Source organism: Pseudomonas sp. B21-059 (genome assembly GCF_026016285.1).
In the GTDB taxonomy this organism is placed as follows: domain Bacteria; phylum Pseudomonadota; class Gammaproteobacteria; order Pseudomonadales; family Pseudomonadaceae; genus Aquipseudomonas; species Aquipseudomonas danubii.
In genome coordinates, this window is record NZ_CP087201.1 from 817,501 (window position 1) to 833,176 (window position 15,676).

Consider the following 15,676-nt stretch of genomic DNA (forward strand, 5'->3'; position numbering starts at 1 on the left):
GAAAGGCGAAAAGAACCCCGGAGAGGGGAGTGAAATAGATCCTGAAACCGTATGCGTACAAGCAGTGGGAGCAGACTTTGTTCTGTGACTGCGTACCTTTTGTATAATGGGTCAGCGACTTATTTTCAGTGGCGAGCTTAACCGAATAGGGGAGGCGTAGCGAAAGCGAGTCTTAATAGGGCGTCTAGTCGCTGGGAATAGACCCGAAACCGGGCGATCTATCCATGGGCAGGTTGAAGGTTAGGTAACACTGACTGGAGGACCGAACCGACTACCGTTGAAAAGTTAGCGGATGACCTGTGGATCGGAGTGAAAGGCTAATCAAGCTCGGAGATAGCTGGTTCTCCTCGAAAGCTATTTAGGTAGCGCCTCATGTATCACTGTAGGGGGTAGAGCACTGTTTCGGCTAGGGGGTCATCCCGACTTACCAAACCGATGCAAACTCCGAATACCTACAAGTGCCGAGCATGGGAGACACACGGCGGGTGCTAACGTCCGTCGTGAAAAGGGAAACAACCCAGACCGTCAGCTAAGGTCCCAAAGTTATGGTTAAGTGGGAAACGATGTGGGAAGGCTTAGACAGCTAGGAGGTTGGCTTAGAAGCAGCCACCCTTTAAAGAAAGCGTAATAGCTCACTAGTCGAGTCGGCCTGCGCGGAAGATGTAACGGGGCTCAAACCATACACCGAAGCTACGGGTATCACGTAAGTGATGCGGTAGAGGAGCGTTCTGTAAGCCTGTGAAGGTGAGTTGAGAAGCTTGCTGGAGGTATCAGAAGTGCGAATGCTGACATGAGTAACGACAATGGGTGTGAAAAACACCCACGCCGAAAGACCAAGGTTTCCTGCGCAACGTTAATCGACGCAGGGTTAGTCGGTCCCTAAGGCGAGGCTGAAAAGCGTAGTCGATGGAAAACAGGTTAATATTCCTGTACTTCTAGTTATTGCGATGGAGGGACGGAGAAGGCTAGGCCAGCTTGGCGTTGGTTGTCCAAGTTTAAGGTGGTAGGCTGGAATCTTAGGTAAATCCGGGGTTCTAAGGCCGAGAGCTGATGACGAGTTACCTTTTAGGTGACGAAGTGGTTGATGCCATGCTTCCAAGAAAAGCTTCTAAGCTTCAGATAACTAGGAACCGTACCCCAAACCGACACAGGTGGTTGGGTAGAGAATACCAAGGCGCTTGAGAGAACTCGGGTGAAGGAACTAGGCAAAATGGCACCGTAACTTCGGGAGAAGGTGCGCCGGTGAGGGTGAAGGACTTGCTCCGTAAGCTCATGCCGGTCGAAGATACCAGGCCGCTGCGACTGTTTATTAAAAACACAGCACTCTGCAAACACGAAAGTGGACGTATAGGGTGTGACGCCTGCCCGGTGCCGGAAGGTTAATTGATGGGGTTAGCTAACGCGAAGCTCTTGATCGAAGCCCCGGTAAACGGCGGCCGTAACTATAACGGTCCTAAGGTAGCGAAATTCCTTGTCGGGTAAGTTCCGACCTGCACGAATGGCGTAACGATGGCGGCGCTGTCTCCACCCGAGACTCAGTGAAATTGAAATCGCTGTGAAGATGCAGTGTATCCGCGGCTAGACGGAAAGACCCCGTGAACCTTTACTATAGCTTTGCACTGGACTTTGAATTTGCTTGTGTAGGATAGGTGGGAGGCTTTGAAGCGTGAACGCCAGTTTGCGTGGAGCCATCCTTGAAATACCACCCTGGCAACTTTGAGGTTCTAACTCAGGTCCGTTATCCGGATCGAGGACAGTGTATGGTGGGTAGTTTGACTGGGGCGGTCTCCTCCTAAAGAGTAACGGAGGAGTACGAAGGTGCGCTCAGACCGGTCGGAAATCGGTCGTAGAGTATAAAGGCAAAAGCGCGCTTGACTGCGAGACAGACACGTCGAGCAGGTACGAAAGTAGGTCTTAGTGATCCGGTGGTTCTGTATGGAAGGGCCATCGCTCAACGGATAAAAGGTACTCCGGGGATAACAGGCTGATACCGCCCAAGAGTTCATATCGACGGCGGTGTTTGGCACCTCGATGTCGGCTCATCACATCCTGGGGCTGAAGCCGGTCCCAAGGGTATGGCTGTTCGCCATTTAAAGTGGTACGCGAGCTGGGTTTAGAACGTCGTGAGACAGTTCGGTCCCTATCTGCCGTGGACGTTTGAGATTTGAGAGGGGCTGCTCCTAGTACGAGAGGACCGGAGTGGACGAACCTCTGGTGTTCCGGTTGTCACGCCAGTGGCATTGCCGGGTAGCTATGTTCGGAAAAGATAACCGCTGAAAGCATCTAAGCGGGAAACTTGCCTCAAGATGAGATCTCACTGGGATCTTGAATCCCCTAAAGGGCCGTCGAAGACTACGACGTTGATAGGTTGGGTGTGTAAGCGCTGTGAGGCGTTGAGCTAACCAATACTAATTGCCCGTGAGGCTTGACCATATAACACCCAAGCAATTTGCGAACTCGAAAGAGACAGATTGCGGTGTGTGAAGACGCAACAAACCGAAAGTTTGCACAACACACAAATCTATTACATACCCATTCGCTGGCACGTTGCATCAGCAACGGACTGGCTACCGAATTTCTTGACGACCATAGAGCGTTGGAACCACCTGATCCCATCCCGAACTCAGAAGTGAAACGATGCATCGCCGATGGTAGTGTGGGGTTTCCCCATGTGAGAGTAGGTCATCGTCAAGATTAAATTCCGAAACCCCAATTGCGAAAGCAATTGGGGTTTTGTTTTTGCGCGGAGAAAAGCTGCAGCGGTTTCTCTTGTGCTGTTTGCTCGCTCCGGCTGCCACCACCCCGTGACAGTGCTAAGGTTCCGGCCTAGCTTTTTGTATTCTCCAAGGAAGCCCTTATGCCGGACGCCTCGTCCCTCACCCCAGGTTTTATGGTGGTTCACGGTAACCGCCTGGACGAGTTGCGCAGCCTGGTGGTCAGCTGGATGCGGCGCTACCCGCTGGCCCCTCTGGAAAATGAAATCGCCCTGGTGCAGAGCAATGGCATCGCGCAATGGCTGAAGTTGGCCCTGGCTGAAGATCCTGAAGAGGACGACTCCGGCGGTTGCGGCATTGCCGCCGCCATCGATGTGCAATTGCCTGGCAGCTTCATGTGGCAGCTTTATCGTCTGGTATTGGGACGCGATGAAATCCCGCCTAAATCCCTTTTGGACAAAGCCCCGCTGACCTGGCGTCTGATGCGCCTGCTGCCAGAACTGATCGATGAGCCCCACTTCGAACCCTTGCAGCGCTTCCTGACCCACGACAGTGATTTGCGTAAACGCTACCAACTGGCAGAGCGCCTTGCCGACCTGTTCGACCAGTACCAGGTCTATCGGGCCGATTGGCTGGAGGACTGGGCCGCTGGACGCCATTCACTGCGTAACGTTCGTGGCGAAGCCAAAACCCTGACCCCGGCCAACTGCTGGCAAGCCGAACTGTGGCGAGCACTGCTTCTGGATGTGGGTACCGAGGGCATGGCCCAGAGCCGAGCCGGAGTCCACCAACGCTTTATCGAGCGGATCAATAACCTGGATCAAGCTCCCGCTGGCCTGCCGTCACGGGTGATCGTTTTCGGTATTTCTTCCTTGCCGGCCCAGGCCTTGGAGGCTTTGGCCGGATTGGCCCGTTTCAGCCAAGTCCTTCTCTGTGTGCACAACCCCTGTCGCCATCACTGGGCGGACATCGTTGCCGACAAGGATCTGCTGCGCCATCAGTACAAACGCCAGGCGCGCAAAGCCGGTATGCCACTGGCCCTGGACCCGCAAACCCTGCACCAGCATGCCCATCCGTTGCTGGCCGCCTGGGGCAAGCAGGGCCGTGACTACATCAACCTGCTGGACAGCTACGACGACCCCAACAGTTATCGCGCGGCTTTCCGCGATGGCCGCATCGACCTGTTCAGCGACAGCCAGCCACGCACCATGCTTCAGCAGCTGCAGGACGATATCCTCGAGCTGCGTCCCCTCAACGAGACTCGCGAACTGTGGCCCGAAGTCGATCTCCAGCAGGACCAGTCGATCCGTTTTCACATTGCCCATAGTGCCCAGCGCGAGGTGGAAATCCTCCACGACCAGCTCCTGGCACGCTTCAGCGCCGAGCCCGACCTGCGACCTCGCGATGTGATCGTCATGGTCCCCGACATCGACAGCTACGCCCCGCATATCCGTGCGGTATTCGGCCAGTTGGAGCGTGATGACCGACGTTTCATTCCCTTTACCCTCACCGACCAGGGACAGCGCGGTCGCGACCCGTTGCTGATCGCCGTCGAACACCTGCTCAAACTCCCGGATAGCCGCTTCCCGGTCAGTGAGATTCTCGACCTGTTGGACGTCCCGGCATTGCGTGCGCGTTTTGGTGTCGATGAAGCTGACCTGCCTACCTTGCACCGCTGGATCGAAGGTGCCGGCATCCGTTGGGGCATGAACGCCGAACAACGTGCCGAATTGGGACTGCCCCAGGAGCTTGAGCAAAACAGCTGGCGTTTCGGCCTGCGCCGAATGCTCCTGGGATATGCGGTCGGCCGCTCCGATGCCTGCGACGGCATTGAGCCTTATGACGAAATCGGCGGCCTGGATGCCGCGCTGATCGGCCCCTTGGTCGCACTGCTGGATGCCCTGCAGATTGCCTACCAGCAACTCACTCAGCCTGCTGTGCCAGCCCAATGGGGCGAGCGCCTGCAGCACTTGCTGGAACAGTTCTTCCTGGCTAGCACCGAGCATGACGATTACCTGTTGGGCCAGCTCGAGGACCTTCGGGAAAACTGGCTGGAAACCTGCGACTCCGTCGGTCTGCAAGATCAATTGCCCCTGACCGTGGTGCGTGAAGCCTGGCTGGCGGGCCTTGATCAGGGCCGCTTGTCCCAGCGCTTCCTCGCCGGCGCCGTGAATTTCTGCACCCTGATGCCGATGCGTGCAATCCCCTTCAAGCTGGTGTGCCTGCTGGGCATGAATGACGGTGACTACCCACGGGCGCAACCGCCCCTGGACTTCGACCTGATGGGCAGCGACTACCGCCCCGGCGACCGTTCCCGACGCGAAGATGACCGCTATCTGCTGCTCGAAGCGTTGCTCTCAGCCCGGGACCAACTCTATGTCAGTTGGGTTGGCCGCAGCATCCGCGATAACAGCGAACGGCCTGCCTCGGTGCTGATCGGCCAGTTGCGCGATCATCTGGCCGGTGGCTGGCGATTGGCCGATGCGCAGCAGTCCCTGCTTGAGGCCCTGACCCAGGAGCACCCGCTGCAGCCCTTCAGTGCCCGCTACTTTCATGACAATGACGTCCTGTTCAGTTACGCCCGGGAGTGGCAGGTGCTGCATCAGGCCCCGGCAGAAACCAGCACCACCGAACGCCTCGAGCCTTATGTACAGGATGAGCCCTTGAGCCTGGCCCAGTTGCAGGATTTTCTGCGCAACCCGGTACGGCACTTTTTCAGCCAACGGCTCAAGGTGTTTTTTGAAGCCATGGAAGCACCACTGGCTGACGAGGAGCCCTTTGTCCTCGACGCCCTGCAACGCTACAGCCTCAGCGACAGCTTGCTGGAGGCCGCATTGAGCGATGCCGCACACCCGGATCAGGCCTTGCAGGCCCAGGCGCAAAGGCTGCAAGCCAGCGGCCTGTTGCCCATGGCCGGTTTCGGCGAGTGCCTGCAGCGCGAACTCATGGAGCCCCTGCCTGACTTGCTGCAGCGCTACCGGCAACTGCTGGATCTGTGGCCAACCCCGGTCACCAGTGCATTGCCTGTCAGCCTGGAATTGCAGGGCGTGCGCCTGGAAGGCTGGTTGAGCCACCTGCATCAACGGGCGGATGGCGGGCTATTGGCCGTGACCACCATTCCCAACGGCATAGGTTCGCTCAAAACCCGCAAATGGCACCGCTTGATCAAGCCCTGGATCAACCATCTGCTGGCCTGCGCCAGCGGTTACTCCCTGACCACCGCGTTGGTGGCTAGCGATGACAGCCTGCTGTTGCCGCCGTTGGAACAGGATCAGGCTCGGGCGGTCCTCGGCAATCTGCTGCTGGCCTGGCAATCGGGCATGCGTCAGCCACTGCCGGTGGCTGTCAAGACTGCCTTCGCCTGGCTGGGCCAGACCGATCCTGACAAAGCCGCTGCCGCGGCCCGCAAGACCTACGATGGCGATGGTCAGAACAGTGAAGGCGAGCGTCGAGAAAGCCCGGCATTGGCTCGGCAATTCGCCGACTACAACGCCCTGATCGCTGATGAAACCTTCAGCGGCTGGGCCGAGACACTCTATCGTCCCCTGCTGGACGCCCCCTGGCGTTCAGCCCTCGGCGAGGAGGCCGGCGCATGACTCAACAAGTCCCTCTGGCCCTGGCCTTCCCCCTACGGGGCAGCCAACTGATCGAGGCCAGTGCCGGCACCGGCAAGACCTTCACCATCTCCGCGCTCTATCTGCGTCTGGTGCTGGGCCACGGTGGCGAGTCCGCAGGCTTTGGTCGCGAATTGCTGCCACCGCAGATCCTGGTGGTGACCTTTACCGATGCCGCCACCAAGGAATTGCGCGAACGCATCCGCACCCGTTTAGCGGAGGCCGCACGCTTCTTCCGTGACGAAACCAGCGCCCCCGATAGCCTGATCGTCGAGCTGCGGGAGCAGTACCCCGCCGAACAATGGGCCGTCTGCGCCAACCGCCTGGACATCGCCGCGCAGTGGATGGATGAGGCCGCCGTCTCCACCATTCACAGCTGGTGCCAACGCATGCTCCGCGAGCACGCTTTCGACAGCGGCAGCCTGTTTACCCAGACCCTGGAAACCGACCACAGCGATCTGCTGGGTCAGGTGCTGCGCGATTACTGGCGCTTGTTCTGCTATCCGATGCAGGGCGATGCGCTCAATTGGGTGCGCTCCAACTGGGTCGGCCCGGCCCAATTGTTGCCCCGGGTGCGGGCGATGTTCGGCAGCGAGCGTCGTGAGCCGTCGGAACAGACCCCCAGTGAATTGATCGAAGCCTGTTTGCAGGAGCGTCGGGAAGCGCTGGTGCAACTCAAGGCGCCCTGGCGGCAATGGGCGGTGGAGTTGCGGGAGATCTGTCTGCAAGGCGTTGCCAGTAAGAGTGTCGACGGCCGCAAGATGCAGGCCCGCTTCTTCGAGCCCTGGTTTGAAAAGATCATTGCCTGGGCCGAGGACGAATCCGTTGAGCAGTTGGATATTGGCACCGGCTTCACCCGCCTGACCCCAGACGGAATGAGCGAGGCCTGGAAAGGTGAAGCGCCGCAGCACCCGGGGCTCGATGCCATGGCTGGACTCAAGGCCAGCCTCGACGCCTTGCCCAGCCCGGACGCCGCAGTCCTGCAGCATGCTGCGCAGTGGGTCGGTGCGCGTTTTGAAGAAGAGAAGCGTCGCCGCGCCGAAATGGGCTTTGACGATATGTTGCTGCGTCTGGACAGCGCCCTGCAAAGCGATGGCGGCGAGCGCCTGGCGACTCTGATCCGCGAGCAGTTCCCGGTGGCCCTGATCGACGAGTTCCAGGACACCGATCCGGTGCAGTACCGGATCTTCGAAAGCATCTACCGCATCGAGGCCAACGACCCCGAAACCGGGCTGTTCCTGATTGGCGACCCCAAGCAAGCGATCTACGCCTTCCGTGGCGCCGACATCTACACCTACCTGCGGGCCCGCCAGGCCACCGCGGGACGCTTGCATACCCTGGGCACCAACTTCCGTTCCAGCCAGGCCATGGTCAGTGCGGTCAACCATGTGTTCCTGCAAGCCGAACAGCGCCAGCAAGGGCAGGGGGCCTTCCTGTTTCGCGAAGAGGATGGCGAGAATCCGGTGCCCTTCCTGGTGGTAGCCGCTCAGGGCCGCAAGGAGCGCCTGCAGGTGGATGGCCAAGCGGTGCCGGCGCTGAACTTCTGGCAACTGCCTTCGGAGCAACCGCTGTCCGGGGCCCAGTATCGTCAGCAGCAGGCCGCGGCCTGTGCCAGTGCCATTGTCGATCTGCTCAATGGCGGTCAGCAGGGGCGCAGTGGCTTTGTCCGCGACCAGCAGGAACTCAAGGGCCTGTTGCCGGCGGATATTGCCATCCTGGTCCGCGACGGCAAGGAGGCCCAGGCGGTGCGCGGTGAACTGGCCGCCCGCGGGGTGCGCAGCGTGTATCTCTCGGACAAGGACTCGGTGTTCGCCGCCCAGGAAGCCCGGGACCTGCTGGTGTGGCTCAAGGCTTGCGCCGAACCGGATGTGGAGCGTCCGCTGCGGGCCGCCCTGGCCTCCCTGACCCTGAACCTGTCCCTGGTGGAACTGGAGCGGCTGAACCAGGACGAACTGGCCTGGGAAGCCCGAGTCATGCAGTTCCGCGGATACCGCACGATCTGGCGCAGCCAGGGCGTGCTGCCGATGCTCCGACGCCTGCTCCATGACTTCCAACTGCCCCAGGCGCTGATGGCCCGCAGCGACGGCGAGCGGGTGCTGACCAATCTCCTGCACCTGTCTGAGTTGTTGCAGCAGAACGCTGCGGAACTGGACGGTGAGCAGGCGCTGATCCGCCATCTGGCCGAGCATCTGGCGTTGTCCGGGCAGGCCGGTGAAGAGCAGATCCTGCGCCTGGAAAGCGACGAGCAACTGGTCAAGGTGGTGACCATCCACAAGTCCAAGGGCCTGGAATACCCCTTGGTGTTCCTGCCCTTCATCTGCTCCACCAAACCGGTGGATGGCAGTCGCCTGCCGCTGCATTACCACGATGCTGCCGGCAAGGCCCAGGTCAGTTTGCGACCGACGCCGGAGCTGATCGCCCAAGCCGATGAGGAGCGTCTGGCGGAAGATCTGCGTCTGCTCTACGTGGCCCTGACCCGGGCCCAGCATGCCTGCTGGCTGGGAGTGGCCGACCTCAAGCGTGGCAACCACAGCAGCTCGGTGTTGCACTTGTCGGCCCTGGGCTACCTGCTTGGCGGCGGTGCCCTGTTGGGCGAGTCCAAGGGGTTGCTGCGCTGGCTCCTGGACTTGCAGCAAGGCTGTGAGGCCATCGGTGTCAGCGAGCTGCCTGCGGCCGATGACCAGCGCTTTTACCCACCGCGCAATGACGCCAGCCTGCTGGCCCCGCTGCAGCCGATTCGACGGGCGGCGGAGAACTGGTGGATCGCCTCCTACAGTGCCTTGCGCATCAGCGATACCTTGGGGGCCGGCAGCACCGAAGCCCCGGAAAATCCCCAGGCACAGAAGCTCTTCGACGATGAGCGGCTGGACCCCGAGGCCCCTCGGGAAGTCGTCGCCAGTGGTGGCGATATTCACCGGTTTCCCCGGGGGCCGAACCCCGGCACTTTCCTCCACGGTCTGCTGGAATGGGCCGGGGAGGAGGGTTTTGCCGCCGCCCCCGCGGTGATCGAGGATGCCATCGCCCGTCGTTGCAATCGTCGCGGCTGGCAAGGCTGGATTTTGACCCTCAGCGATTGGCTGCAGCACTTGTTGCAGGCGTCCCTGCCTGTGGGGGATGGGCAACCGCCAGTGGTGCTGGGGCGACTGACCCAGTACCGGGTCGAAATGGAGTTCTGGTTTGCCAGCCACAAGGTCGACGTGCTCAAGCTCGACGAGCTGGTGCGCCAGCAGACCCACCAGGGCGCGCCTCGGGTCACCGCCGAGCCGGTGCTGCTCAATGGCATGTTCAAGGGCTTCATCGACCTGACATTCGAACATCAGGGCCGCTATTACGTGGCCGACTACAAATCCAACTGGCTGGGCGTGGACGACGCGGCCTACACCGAGCAGGCCATGGAACAATCGATTCTCGACAACCGCTACGACCTGCAATACGTGCTCTACCTGCTGGCGCTGCACCGGCAGCTGAAGGCCCGGTTGGCGGACTACGATTACGATCGGCACATCGGCGGCGCCTTGTACCTGTTTTTGCGCGGTAGCCGCTCCGCGAGCCAGGGCGCGTACTTTGCCCGGCCGCCACGGCAGTTGATCGAACGCCTCGACCGCATGTTCCAGGGCCAGCCCGAGCCGCCCAAGGCCGAGCCCGCCTGGGAACAGGGAGTGCTGTTATGACCCAGGATCTGTTTGTCCAGTTGGCCGAGCCGCCAGCGCCCCAGTTCGACTTGGCGCCCCTGGCTCGCGCCGAAGACCTACTGTTGTTGTTAGAGCGTTGGGTCGAACGCGGCTGGCTGAGGGCCCTGGACAAGGCTTTTGTCGGTTTCCTCCATGAGCTGGACCCCGGCTGCGATCCGTTGGTGCTCATGGCAGCGGCCCTGACCAGTCACCAGTTGGGCCATGGGCATGTCTGCCTGGACCTGTTCGAAACCCTCAAGGAGCCGGATTTCGCCCTGTCGCTGCCGCCGGAAGGGGATTCGCAAGGCGGTGCCACGATGCTGCCTTCCCAGGTGTTGGCGAATCTGGAGGGGGCGCACTGGTGCAAGGTCCTGGCCGGCAGTCGGCTGGTGGCCCTGTCGGCTGATCACGGCGAGGCGTCCCAGCAGCGGCCGTTGGTGCTGTCCGGAAAGCGCCTGTACCTGCGGCGCTACTGGGCCTATGAACGGCGGATCGACAATGCCCTGCGCCAGCGCCTGGCGTCGACGGAAGCGACTCCGGAGAATCTGGCCCAGCGCCTGGACGGGCTGTTTGGCCCGGCCAAGGCTGCCGGGCCCATCGATTGGCAGAAACTCGCCTGTGCCCTGGCGACCCGAGGCGCCTTCAGCATCATCACCGGTGGCCCCGGCACGGGCAAAACCACCACCGTGGTGCGTCTGCTGGCGTTGCTCCAGGCCCCGGCGGTGGAGGCGCGCAAACCCTTGCGCATTCGTCTGGCGGCGCCCACTGGCAAGGCCGCGGCCCGCCTTACCGAGTCCATCAGCCTGCAAGTGCGGTCCCTGGCAGTCGCCGACGAGGTACGGGAAAAGATCCCCAGCGAGGTGACCACGGTGCACCGCTTGCTGGGCAATCGCCCGGGCACCCGGCATTTCCGCCACCACGCTGGCAACCGTCTGCCCCTGGATGTGCTGGTGGTGGACGAAGCTTCGATGATCGACCTGGAAATGATGGCCAATCTGCTGGACGCCTTGCCCATTCATGCCCGCCTGGTGCTGCTGGGAGACAAGGATCAACTGGCGTCGGTGGAGGCGGGGGCGGTGCTCGGTGACCTGTGTCGCGATGCCGAGGCCGGCTGGTACAACCGGCAGACTCGCGCCTGGCTGGAAGCGGTCAGCGCTGAGAACCTGGGCGCCAGCGGCTTGCAGGAAGACACCGGGCACCAGCATCCCCTGGCGCAGCAGGTGGTGATGCTGCGCCACTCCCGGCGCTTCGGCGAAGGCAGTGGCATTGGCCAGCTGGCGCGCTGGGTCAATCAACAACAGGCCGAGGAGGCCCGGCGCCTGCTGGCGGCTCGCAGCCATGCGGACTTGTACAGCTTGAGTCTCAAGGGCGAGCAGGACCGAGCCCTTGAGCGCCTGTTGCTGGAAGGCCACGGCGAGGGGCCACAAGGCTATCGGCATTACCTGAATGTGCTGCGCAGTCAGCGTCCACCCGCGGACACCGCCCTGGAAGACCGCCGCTGGACTGATTGGGCGCGCAACGTCCTGCAGGCCTTCGATCGCTTCCAGTTGCTCTGTGCCGTGCGCAAGGGGCCGTGGGGCGTCGAAGGATTGAACCTGCGGATCACCCAGGCGTTGTTCAAGGCTCGGCTGATCGACAGCGACCAGCAATGGTACGAAGGCCGCCCCGTGCTGATGACCCGTAACGACTATGGTCTGGGCCTGATGAATGGCGATATTGGCATTGCCCTCAAGCTGCCGGAACATGAGGGGCCGCAAGCCGGGCGTCAGGTGCTGCGGGTGGCTTTCCCGCGCAACGATGGCCAGGGCGGGGTACGCCTGGTACTGCCGAGCCGGCTCAATGACGTGGAAACGGTCTACGCCATGACCGTGCACAAGTCCCAGGGTTCGGAGTTCGCCCATACTGCGCTGATCCTGCCCGACGCCCTGAACCCAGTGCTGACCAAGGAATTGATCTATACAGGAATCACCCGGGCCAAGGATTGGTTCAGCCTGATCGAGCCTCGGGCCGGGGTGTTTGAAGAGGCGGTGCGGCGCAAGGTCAAGCGCCTTAGCGGGTTGATGCTGGAGCTGGACTGAGCACTGCGTTGCTGTCCAGTGCCCAGCACCGTTTTGGGGCGCTGGGCTCGCTGCATTTTCCCGGGCTGTGCTATCGTTGCGGCATCATTTCCGTGAAATTCAAAGAGAATCCCTGCATGGACGTGGCTGTCTTCAGGACAGAGCGCATTTTGGGGTGGAGGCAGTGTGTACTGTCGACCATTCTTTGCCTGTTCAGTCTGCTTGCCATTGCGCAGCCAGAGCCGTCAGCCTCTACCAGCCTGGCGGAACAGCGGGCCAAGGCAGTGACGCAAGTGGTGCTGGGTATCCTCAGCTACGCTCGCTGGCCCGTGGAACCTGCAGAACTGCGCCTGTGCGTGGTAGGCCCGACCGAATACACCGACGATCTGCTCAAGGGCACTACTCAGGCTACCGGCCGTCCGGTGCTGGTGCGTCGCTTGTTGGCCAGCAGCCCGGCAATCGTCAGTGAGTGCGACTCGGTCTATGTCGGCAAACTGAGCAACGATGAACGGAGTCGCCTGTTCAATTCGCTGATCGGCCAACCCGTGCTGAGCATCAGCGAGGGTGGCGACCAGTGCACCGTTGGTAGCCTGTTCTGCCTGCGGGTCAGCGACAACCAAGTGTCGTTCGAGGTCAACCTGGATTCAGTGGCCCGCAGCGGGGTGAAGATCCATCCCAGCGTGCTGCAACTGTCGCGTCGTCGCCCGGCGGCGCCATGAAGCTGTTCAAGCCCAACGCCCGCCCGACCCTGCGGTCGGTTATAGGTCGCGGTCACCTGATCGTCGCCCTGTTGGCGATCTCCATGGCCAGCCTGTCCCTGACCTTCCTCGGGGTCCTGGCATTGCGGGTCTATGCCGATCACAACCTGCACCTGATTGCCCGGTCCATCAGCTACACCGTGGAAGCGGCGGTGGTGTTCAACGACAGTGTGGTGGCCACCGAGGCCCTGGCCCTGATTGCCTCAACCGAAGAGGTGGCCGATGCCAAGGTCTATGACAACCAGGGCCGTCTGCTGGCCAGTTGGCAACGTCCAGAAAGCGGTCTGCTGACCCGTCTGGAAATGCACGTTGCCAGTGCGATCCTGGAAAAGCCCATCAGCTTGCCGATTCTTCATCAGAACCGAGAAGTGGGCAGCGTCAATGTCACCGGCCATGGCGGCAGTCTGCTGCGCTTTCTGCTCAGTGGTCTGGTGGGTATCGTGCTTTGTACCGCCTTGAGTGCCTGGGTGTCGCTGTACCTGGCACGCCGGCAACTGCGGGGGATCACCGGACCCTTGCGCAGCCTGGCGGAAGTGGCCCACGCGGCGCGGCGCGAGCGGGCCTTTGATCAGCGGGTGCCGCCGGCGGAAATCGCCGAACTGGACAACCTCGGCAACGACTTCAATGCCCTGCTCGATGAGCTGGAAGCCTGGCAGACTCACCTGCAAAGCGAGAATGAGACCCTGGCTCACCAGGCCAGTCACGACAGCCTGACCGGCCTGCCCAACCGGGCGTTTTTCGAGGGGCGGCTGATTCGTGCACTGCGCAGCGCCAACAAGCTCAACGAGCGCATGGCGGTGCTGTTTCTCGACAGTGACCGGTTCAAGGAAATCAACGACAACTTCGGCCACGCCGCGGGTGATGCGGTGCTGGTGGCGGTGGCCACGCGAATTCGCGCGCAGCTGCGTGAAGAGGATCTGGTGGCCCGGCTGGGCGGCGACGAATTCGCCGTGCTGCTCAGCCCGCTGCACCGGGTTGAAGATGCCCAGCGCATCGCAGACAAAATCATCCACAGCATGGACGTGCCGATTCAATTGCCTGGCAACCTGTCGATCATGACGTCGCTGAGCATCGGCATTGCCGTGTACCCGGACCATGGCGTGACTCCCGGCAGCCTGTTGAACGCTGCCGATGAGGCCATGTACCACGCCAAGCGCGGCTCGCGAGGCGGGCAACACACAGTGGGGGCGGAGCTCCCTATCGTTCAGGTTCAAAACAGGAGCTAATTCCCTTGTTCTCAATGACGCAACGTACGGTTCGACTGTTCAGCACCCTGGTATTGATGGCCCTCTTGGCCCTGACCGGCTGCCAGAGCGTGCCGCCCAAAGGTCTGACTCCACAGCAGATCGCGGTACTGAAACAGGAGGGCTTCGAACTGACGGATGAAGGCTGGGCCTTCGGCCTGTCGGGCAAGGTGCTGTTTGGCAGCGATGTGGAGACCCTGAACCAGGCCAGCACCGAGATCGTCCAGCGCATCGGCAAGGCCCTGCTCAGTGTGGATATCCAGAAGGTCCGGGTCGATGGCCACACCGACGCTTCGGGCAAGGAGGCCTACAACGTGCAGCTTTCCGTGCGCCGGGCCAAGAGCGTGGTCAAGGTGCTGACCCAGGTCGGCATGCGTGAAGAGAACATCCAGCTGCGCGGTCTGGGCAGCAGCGAGCCGGTGGCTTCCAACAGCACCGCAGCCGGGCGCACCGAGAACCGCCGGGTGTCGATCGTGGTGATCGCCGACTGATCGGCGATCCACACTTTTGCGGCTTTAGCTTGGCGGTCGCTAAAGATCAGGGGGCGGCGAACAGCATGCTGCGACTGTCCCCCATGAGCAGCGGCCGATTCTGCTCGGTCACCTCGCGGATGTAATCCCACAACAGGGTAATCCGCTTCAGTTTGCGCAGGTCTTCCCGGCAGTACATCCAGAATTGCCGGGTCAAGTTGATCTCCTTGGGCAGCACCGGCAGCAGGCGCGGGTCCTGGGCCGCCAGGAAGCACGGCAGGATCGCCAGCGAGCGGCCCTGCTGCGCCGCCACGTACTGGGCAATGACGCTGGTGCTGCGCAGGTTGGCGCTGGCCCCGGGCACCACATTGGCCAGGTACAGCAGCTCGGAACTGAACGCCAGGTCGTCCACGTAGCTGATGAATTGATGCTCACTCAGGTCGCCGGGGCGGCGGATCGGCGGGTGGCGGTCGAGGTATTCCTGGGTGGCGTACAGCTGCAGGCGGTAGTCGCACAGCTTGCAGCACACGTAGGGGCCGTGCTCCGGGCGTTCCAGGGCAATGACGATGTCCGCCTCGCGCTTGGACAGGCTGATGAAGTGCGGCAGCGGCAGGATGTCCACTGAGATCGCCGGGTACTCATCGAGGAAGTGGCTCAACTGCGGGGTGATGAAGAAGCTGCCGAAGCCCTCGGTGCAGCCCATGCGTACGTGTCCGGACAGCGCCACGCCAGAACCCGAGACCTGCTCGCACGCCATGTGCAGGGTGCTTTCGATGGACTCGGCATAACCCAGCAGGCGCTGGCCCTCGGCGGTCAGAACAAAACCGTTGGTGCGGGACTTTTCGAACAACAGGGTGCCCAGGGCGGTTTCCAGCGAACCGATGCGTCGCGACACCGTGGTGTAGTCCACCGCCAGGCGCTTGGCCGCGCTGCTGGCCTTGCGGGTGCGCGCCACTTCGAGGAAAAACTTCAGGTCGTCCCAGTTCAGGGTGCTTAGCGAGGTGATGTTTTTTTGCATGATGGACCGGTTTTTATGTGCGTTCTTATTAGAAGTTTGCACATCTATACTCCAAAAACCGTCCGACACCAACTCGCGACAGCCCCTCTTTCAAGGCGCTTGCCCGCCTTGGTTCCCTGCATAAGAACTC

General features: G+C 61.4%; 7 protein-coding genes and 2 rRNA genes (1 of these 9 cut by a window edge). 8 read left to right on the forward strand and 1 reads right to left on the reverse strand.

All coding sequences use genetic code 11. The annotated features are described in order from the left end of the window. The 8 genes from LOY69_RS03645 to LOY69_RS03680 all read left to right on the forward strand — a co-directional run. Positions 1 to 2,433: ribosomal RNA gene (locus LOY69_RS03645) — 23S ribosomal RNA — on the forward strand; it begins 459 nt to the left of the window's first position. Positions 2,434 to 2,578: 145 nt separating this feature from the next. Then, positions 2,579 to 2,694: ribosomal RNA gene (rrf, locus tag LOY69_RS03650) — 5S ribosomal RNA — on the forward strand. Positions 2,695 to 2,857: 163 nt separating this feature from the next. After that, positions 2,858 to 6,310, forward strand: coding sequence for an exodeoxyribonuclease V subunit gamma (recC, locus tag LOY69_RS03655; protein ID WP_265074141.1), 3,453 nt, complete (start codon positions 2,858 to 2,860; stop codon positions 6,308 to 6,310). Continuing rightward, positions 6,307 to 9,999: an exodeoxyribonuclease V subunit beta gene (recB, locus tag LOY69_RS03660; protein ID WP_265074142.1), complete on the forward strand. Its 3,693-nt coding sequence runs from the start codon at positions 6,307 to 6,309 to the stop codon at positions 9,997 to 9,999. Before recC ends, recB begins: the two co-directional genes overlap by 4 nt. Next, positions 9,996 to 12,077 (forward strand): exodeoxyribonuclease V subunit alpha, encoded by a 2,082-nt coding sequence (recD, locus tag LOY69_RS03665; RefSeq protein WP_265074143.1) that lies wholly within the window; start codon positions 9,996 to 9,998, stop codon positions 12,075 to 12,077. Before recB ends, recD begins: the two co-directional genes overlap by 4 nt. A gap of 116 nt (positions 12,078 to 12,193) precedes the next feature. Continuing rightward, entirely contained in the window at positions 12,194 to 12,775 is a 582-nt protein-coding gene (locus tag LOY69_RS03670) for a YfiR family protein (protein ID WP_102861706.1), read from the forward strand. Then, on the forward strand, positions 12,772 to 14,040 hold the full coding sequence (locus LOY69_RS03675) for a diguanylate cyclase domain-containing protein (RefSeq protein WP_102861014.1): 1,269 nt from the start codon (positions 12,772 to 12,774) through the stop codon (positions 14,038 to 14,040). The genes LOY69_RS03670 and LOY69_RS03675 overlap by 4 nt, the downstream gene beginning before the upstream one ends. Before the next feature lie 14 nt (positions 14,041 to 14,054). Beyond that, the gene (locus LOY69_RS03680; protein WP_102878270.1) at positions 14,055 to 14,549 is read left to right on the forward strand and encodes an OmpA family protein; all 495 of its coding nucleotides are present in this window, start codon (positions 14,055 to 14,057) and stop codon (positions 14,547 to 14,549) included. 46 nt (positions 14,550 to 14,595) lie between these two features. Here LOY69_RS03680 and LOY69_RS03685 read toward each other — a convergent pair whose 3' ends face one another. Beyond that, on the reverse strand, positions 14,596 to 15,546 hold the full coding sequence (locus LOY69_RS03685) for a LysR family transcriptional regulator (RefSeq protein WP_110595943.1): 951 nt from the start codon (positions 15,544 to 15,546) through the stop codon (positions 14,596 to 14,598). Between the last annotated feature and the right edge of the window lie 130 nt (positions 15,547 to 15,676).

Excerpts from the sequence above, each read along its gene's own strand:
- recC (WP_265074141.1), top strand. The coding sequence starts at position 2,858 with ATGCCGGACGCCTCGTCCCTCACCCCAGGTTTTATGGTGGTTCACGGT.
- recB (WP_265074142.1), top strand. The coding sequence starts at position 6,307 with ATGACTCAACAAGTCCCTCTGGCCCTGGCCTTCCCCCTACGGGGCAGC.
- recD (WP_265074143.1), top strand. The coding sequence starts at position 9,996 with ATGACCCAGGATCTGTTTGTCCAGTTGGCCGAGCCGCCAGCGCCCCAG.
- LOY69_RS03670 (WP_102861706.1), top strand. The coding sequence starts at position 12,194 with ATGGACGTGGCTGTCTTCAGGACAGAGCGCATTTTGGGGTGGAGGCAG.
- LOY69_RS03675 (WP_102861014.1), top strand. The coding sequence starts at position 12,772 with ATGAAGCTGTTCAAGCCCAACGCCCGCCCGACCCTGCGGTCGGTTATA.
- LOY69_RS03680 (WP_102878270.1), top strand. The coding sequence starts at position 14,055 with ATGACGCAACGTACGGTTCGACTGTTCAGCACCCTGGTATTGATGGCC.
- LOY69_RS03685 (WP_110595943.1), bottom strand. The coding sequence starts at position 15,546 with ATGCAAAAAAACATCACCTCGCTAAGCACCCTGAACTGGGACGACCTG.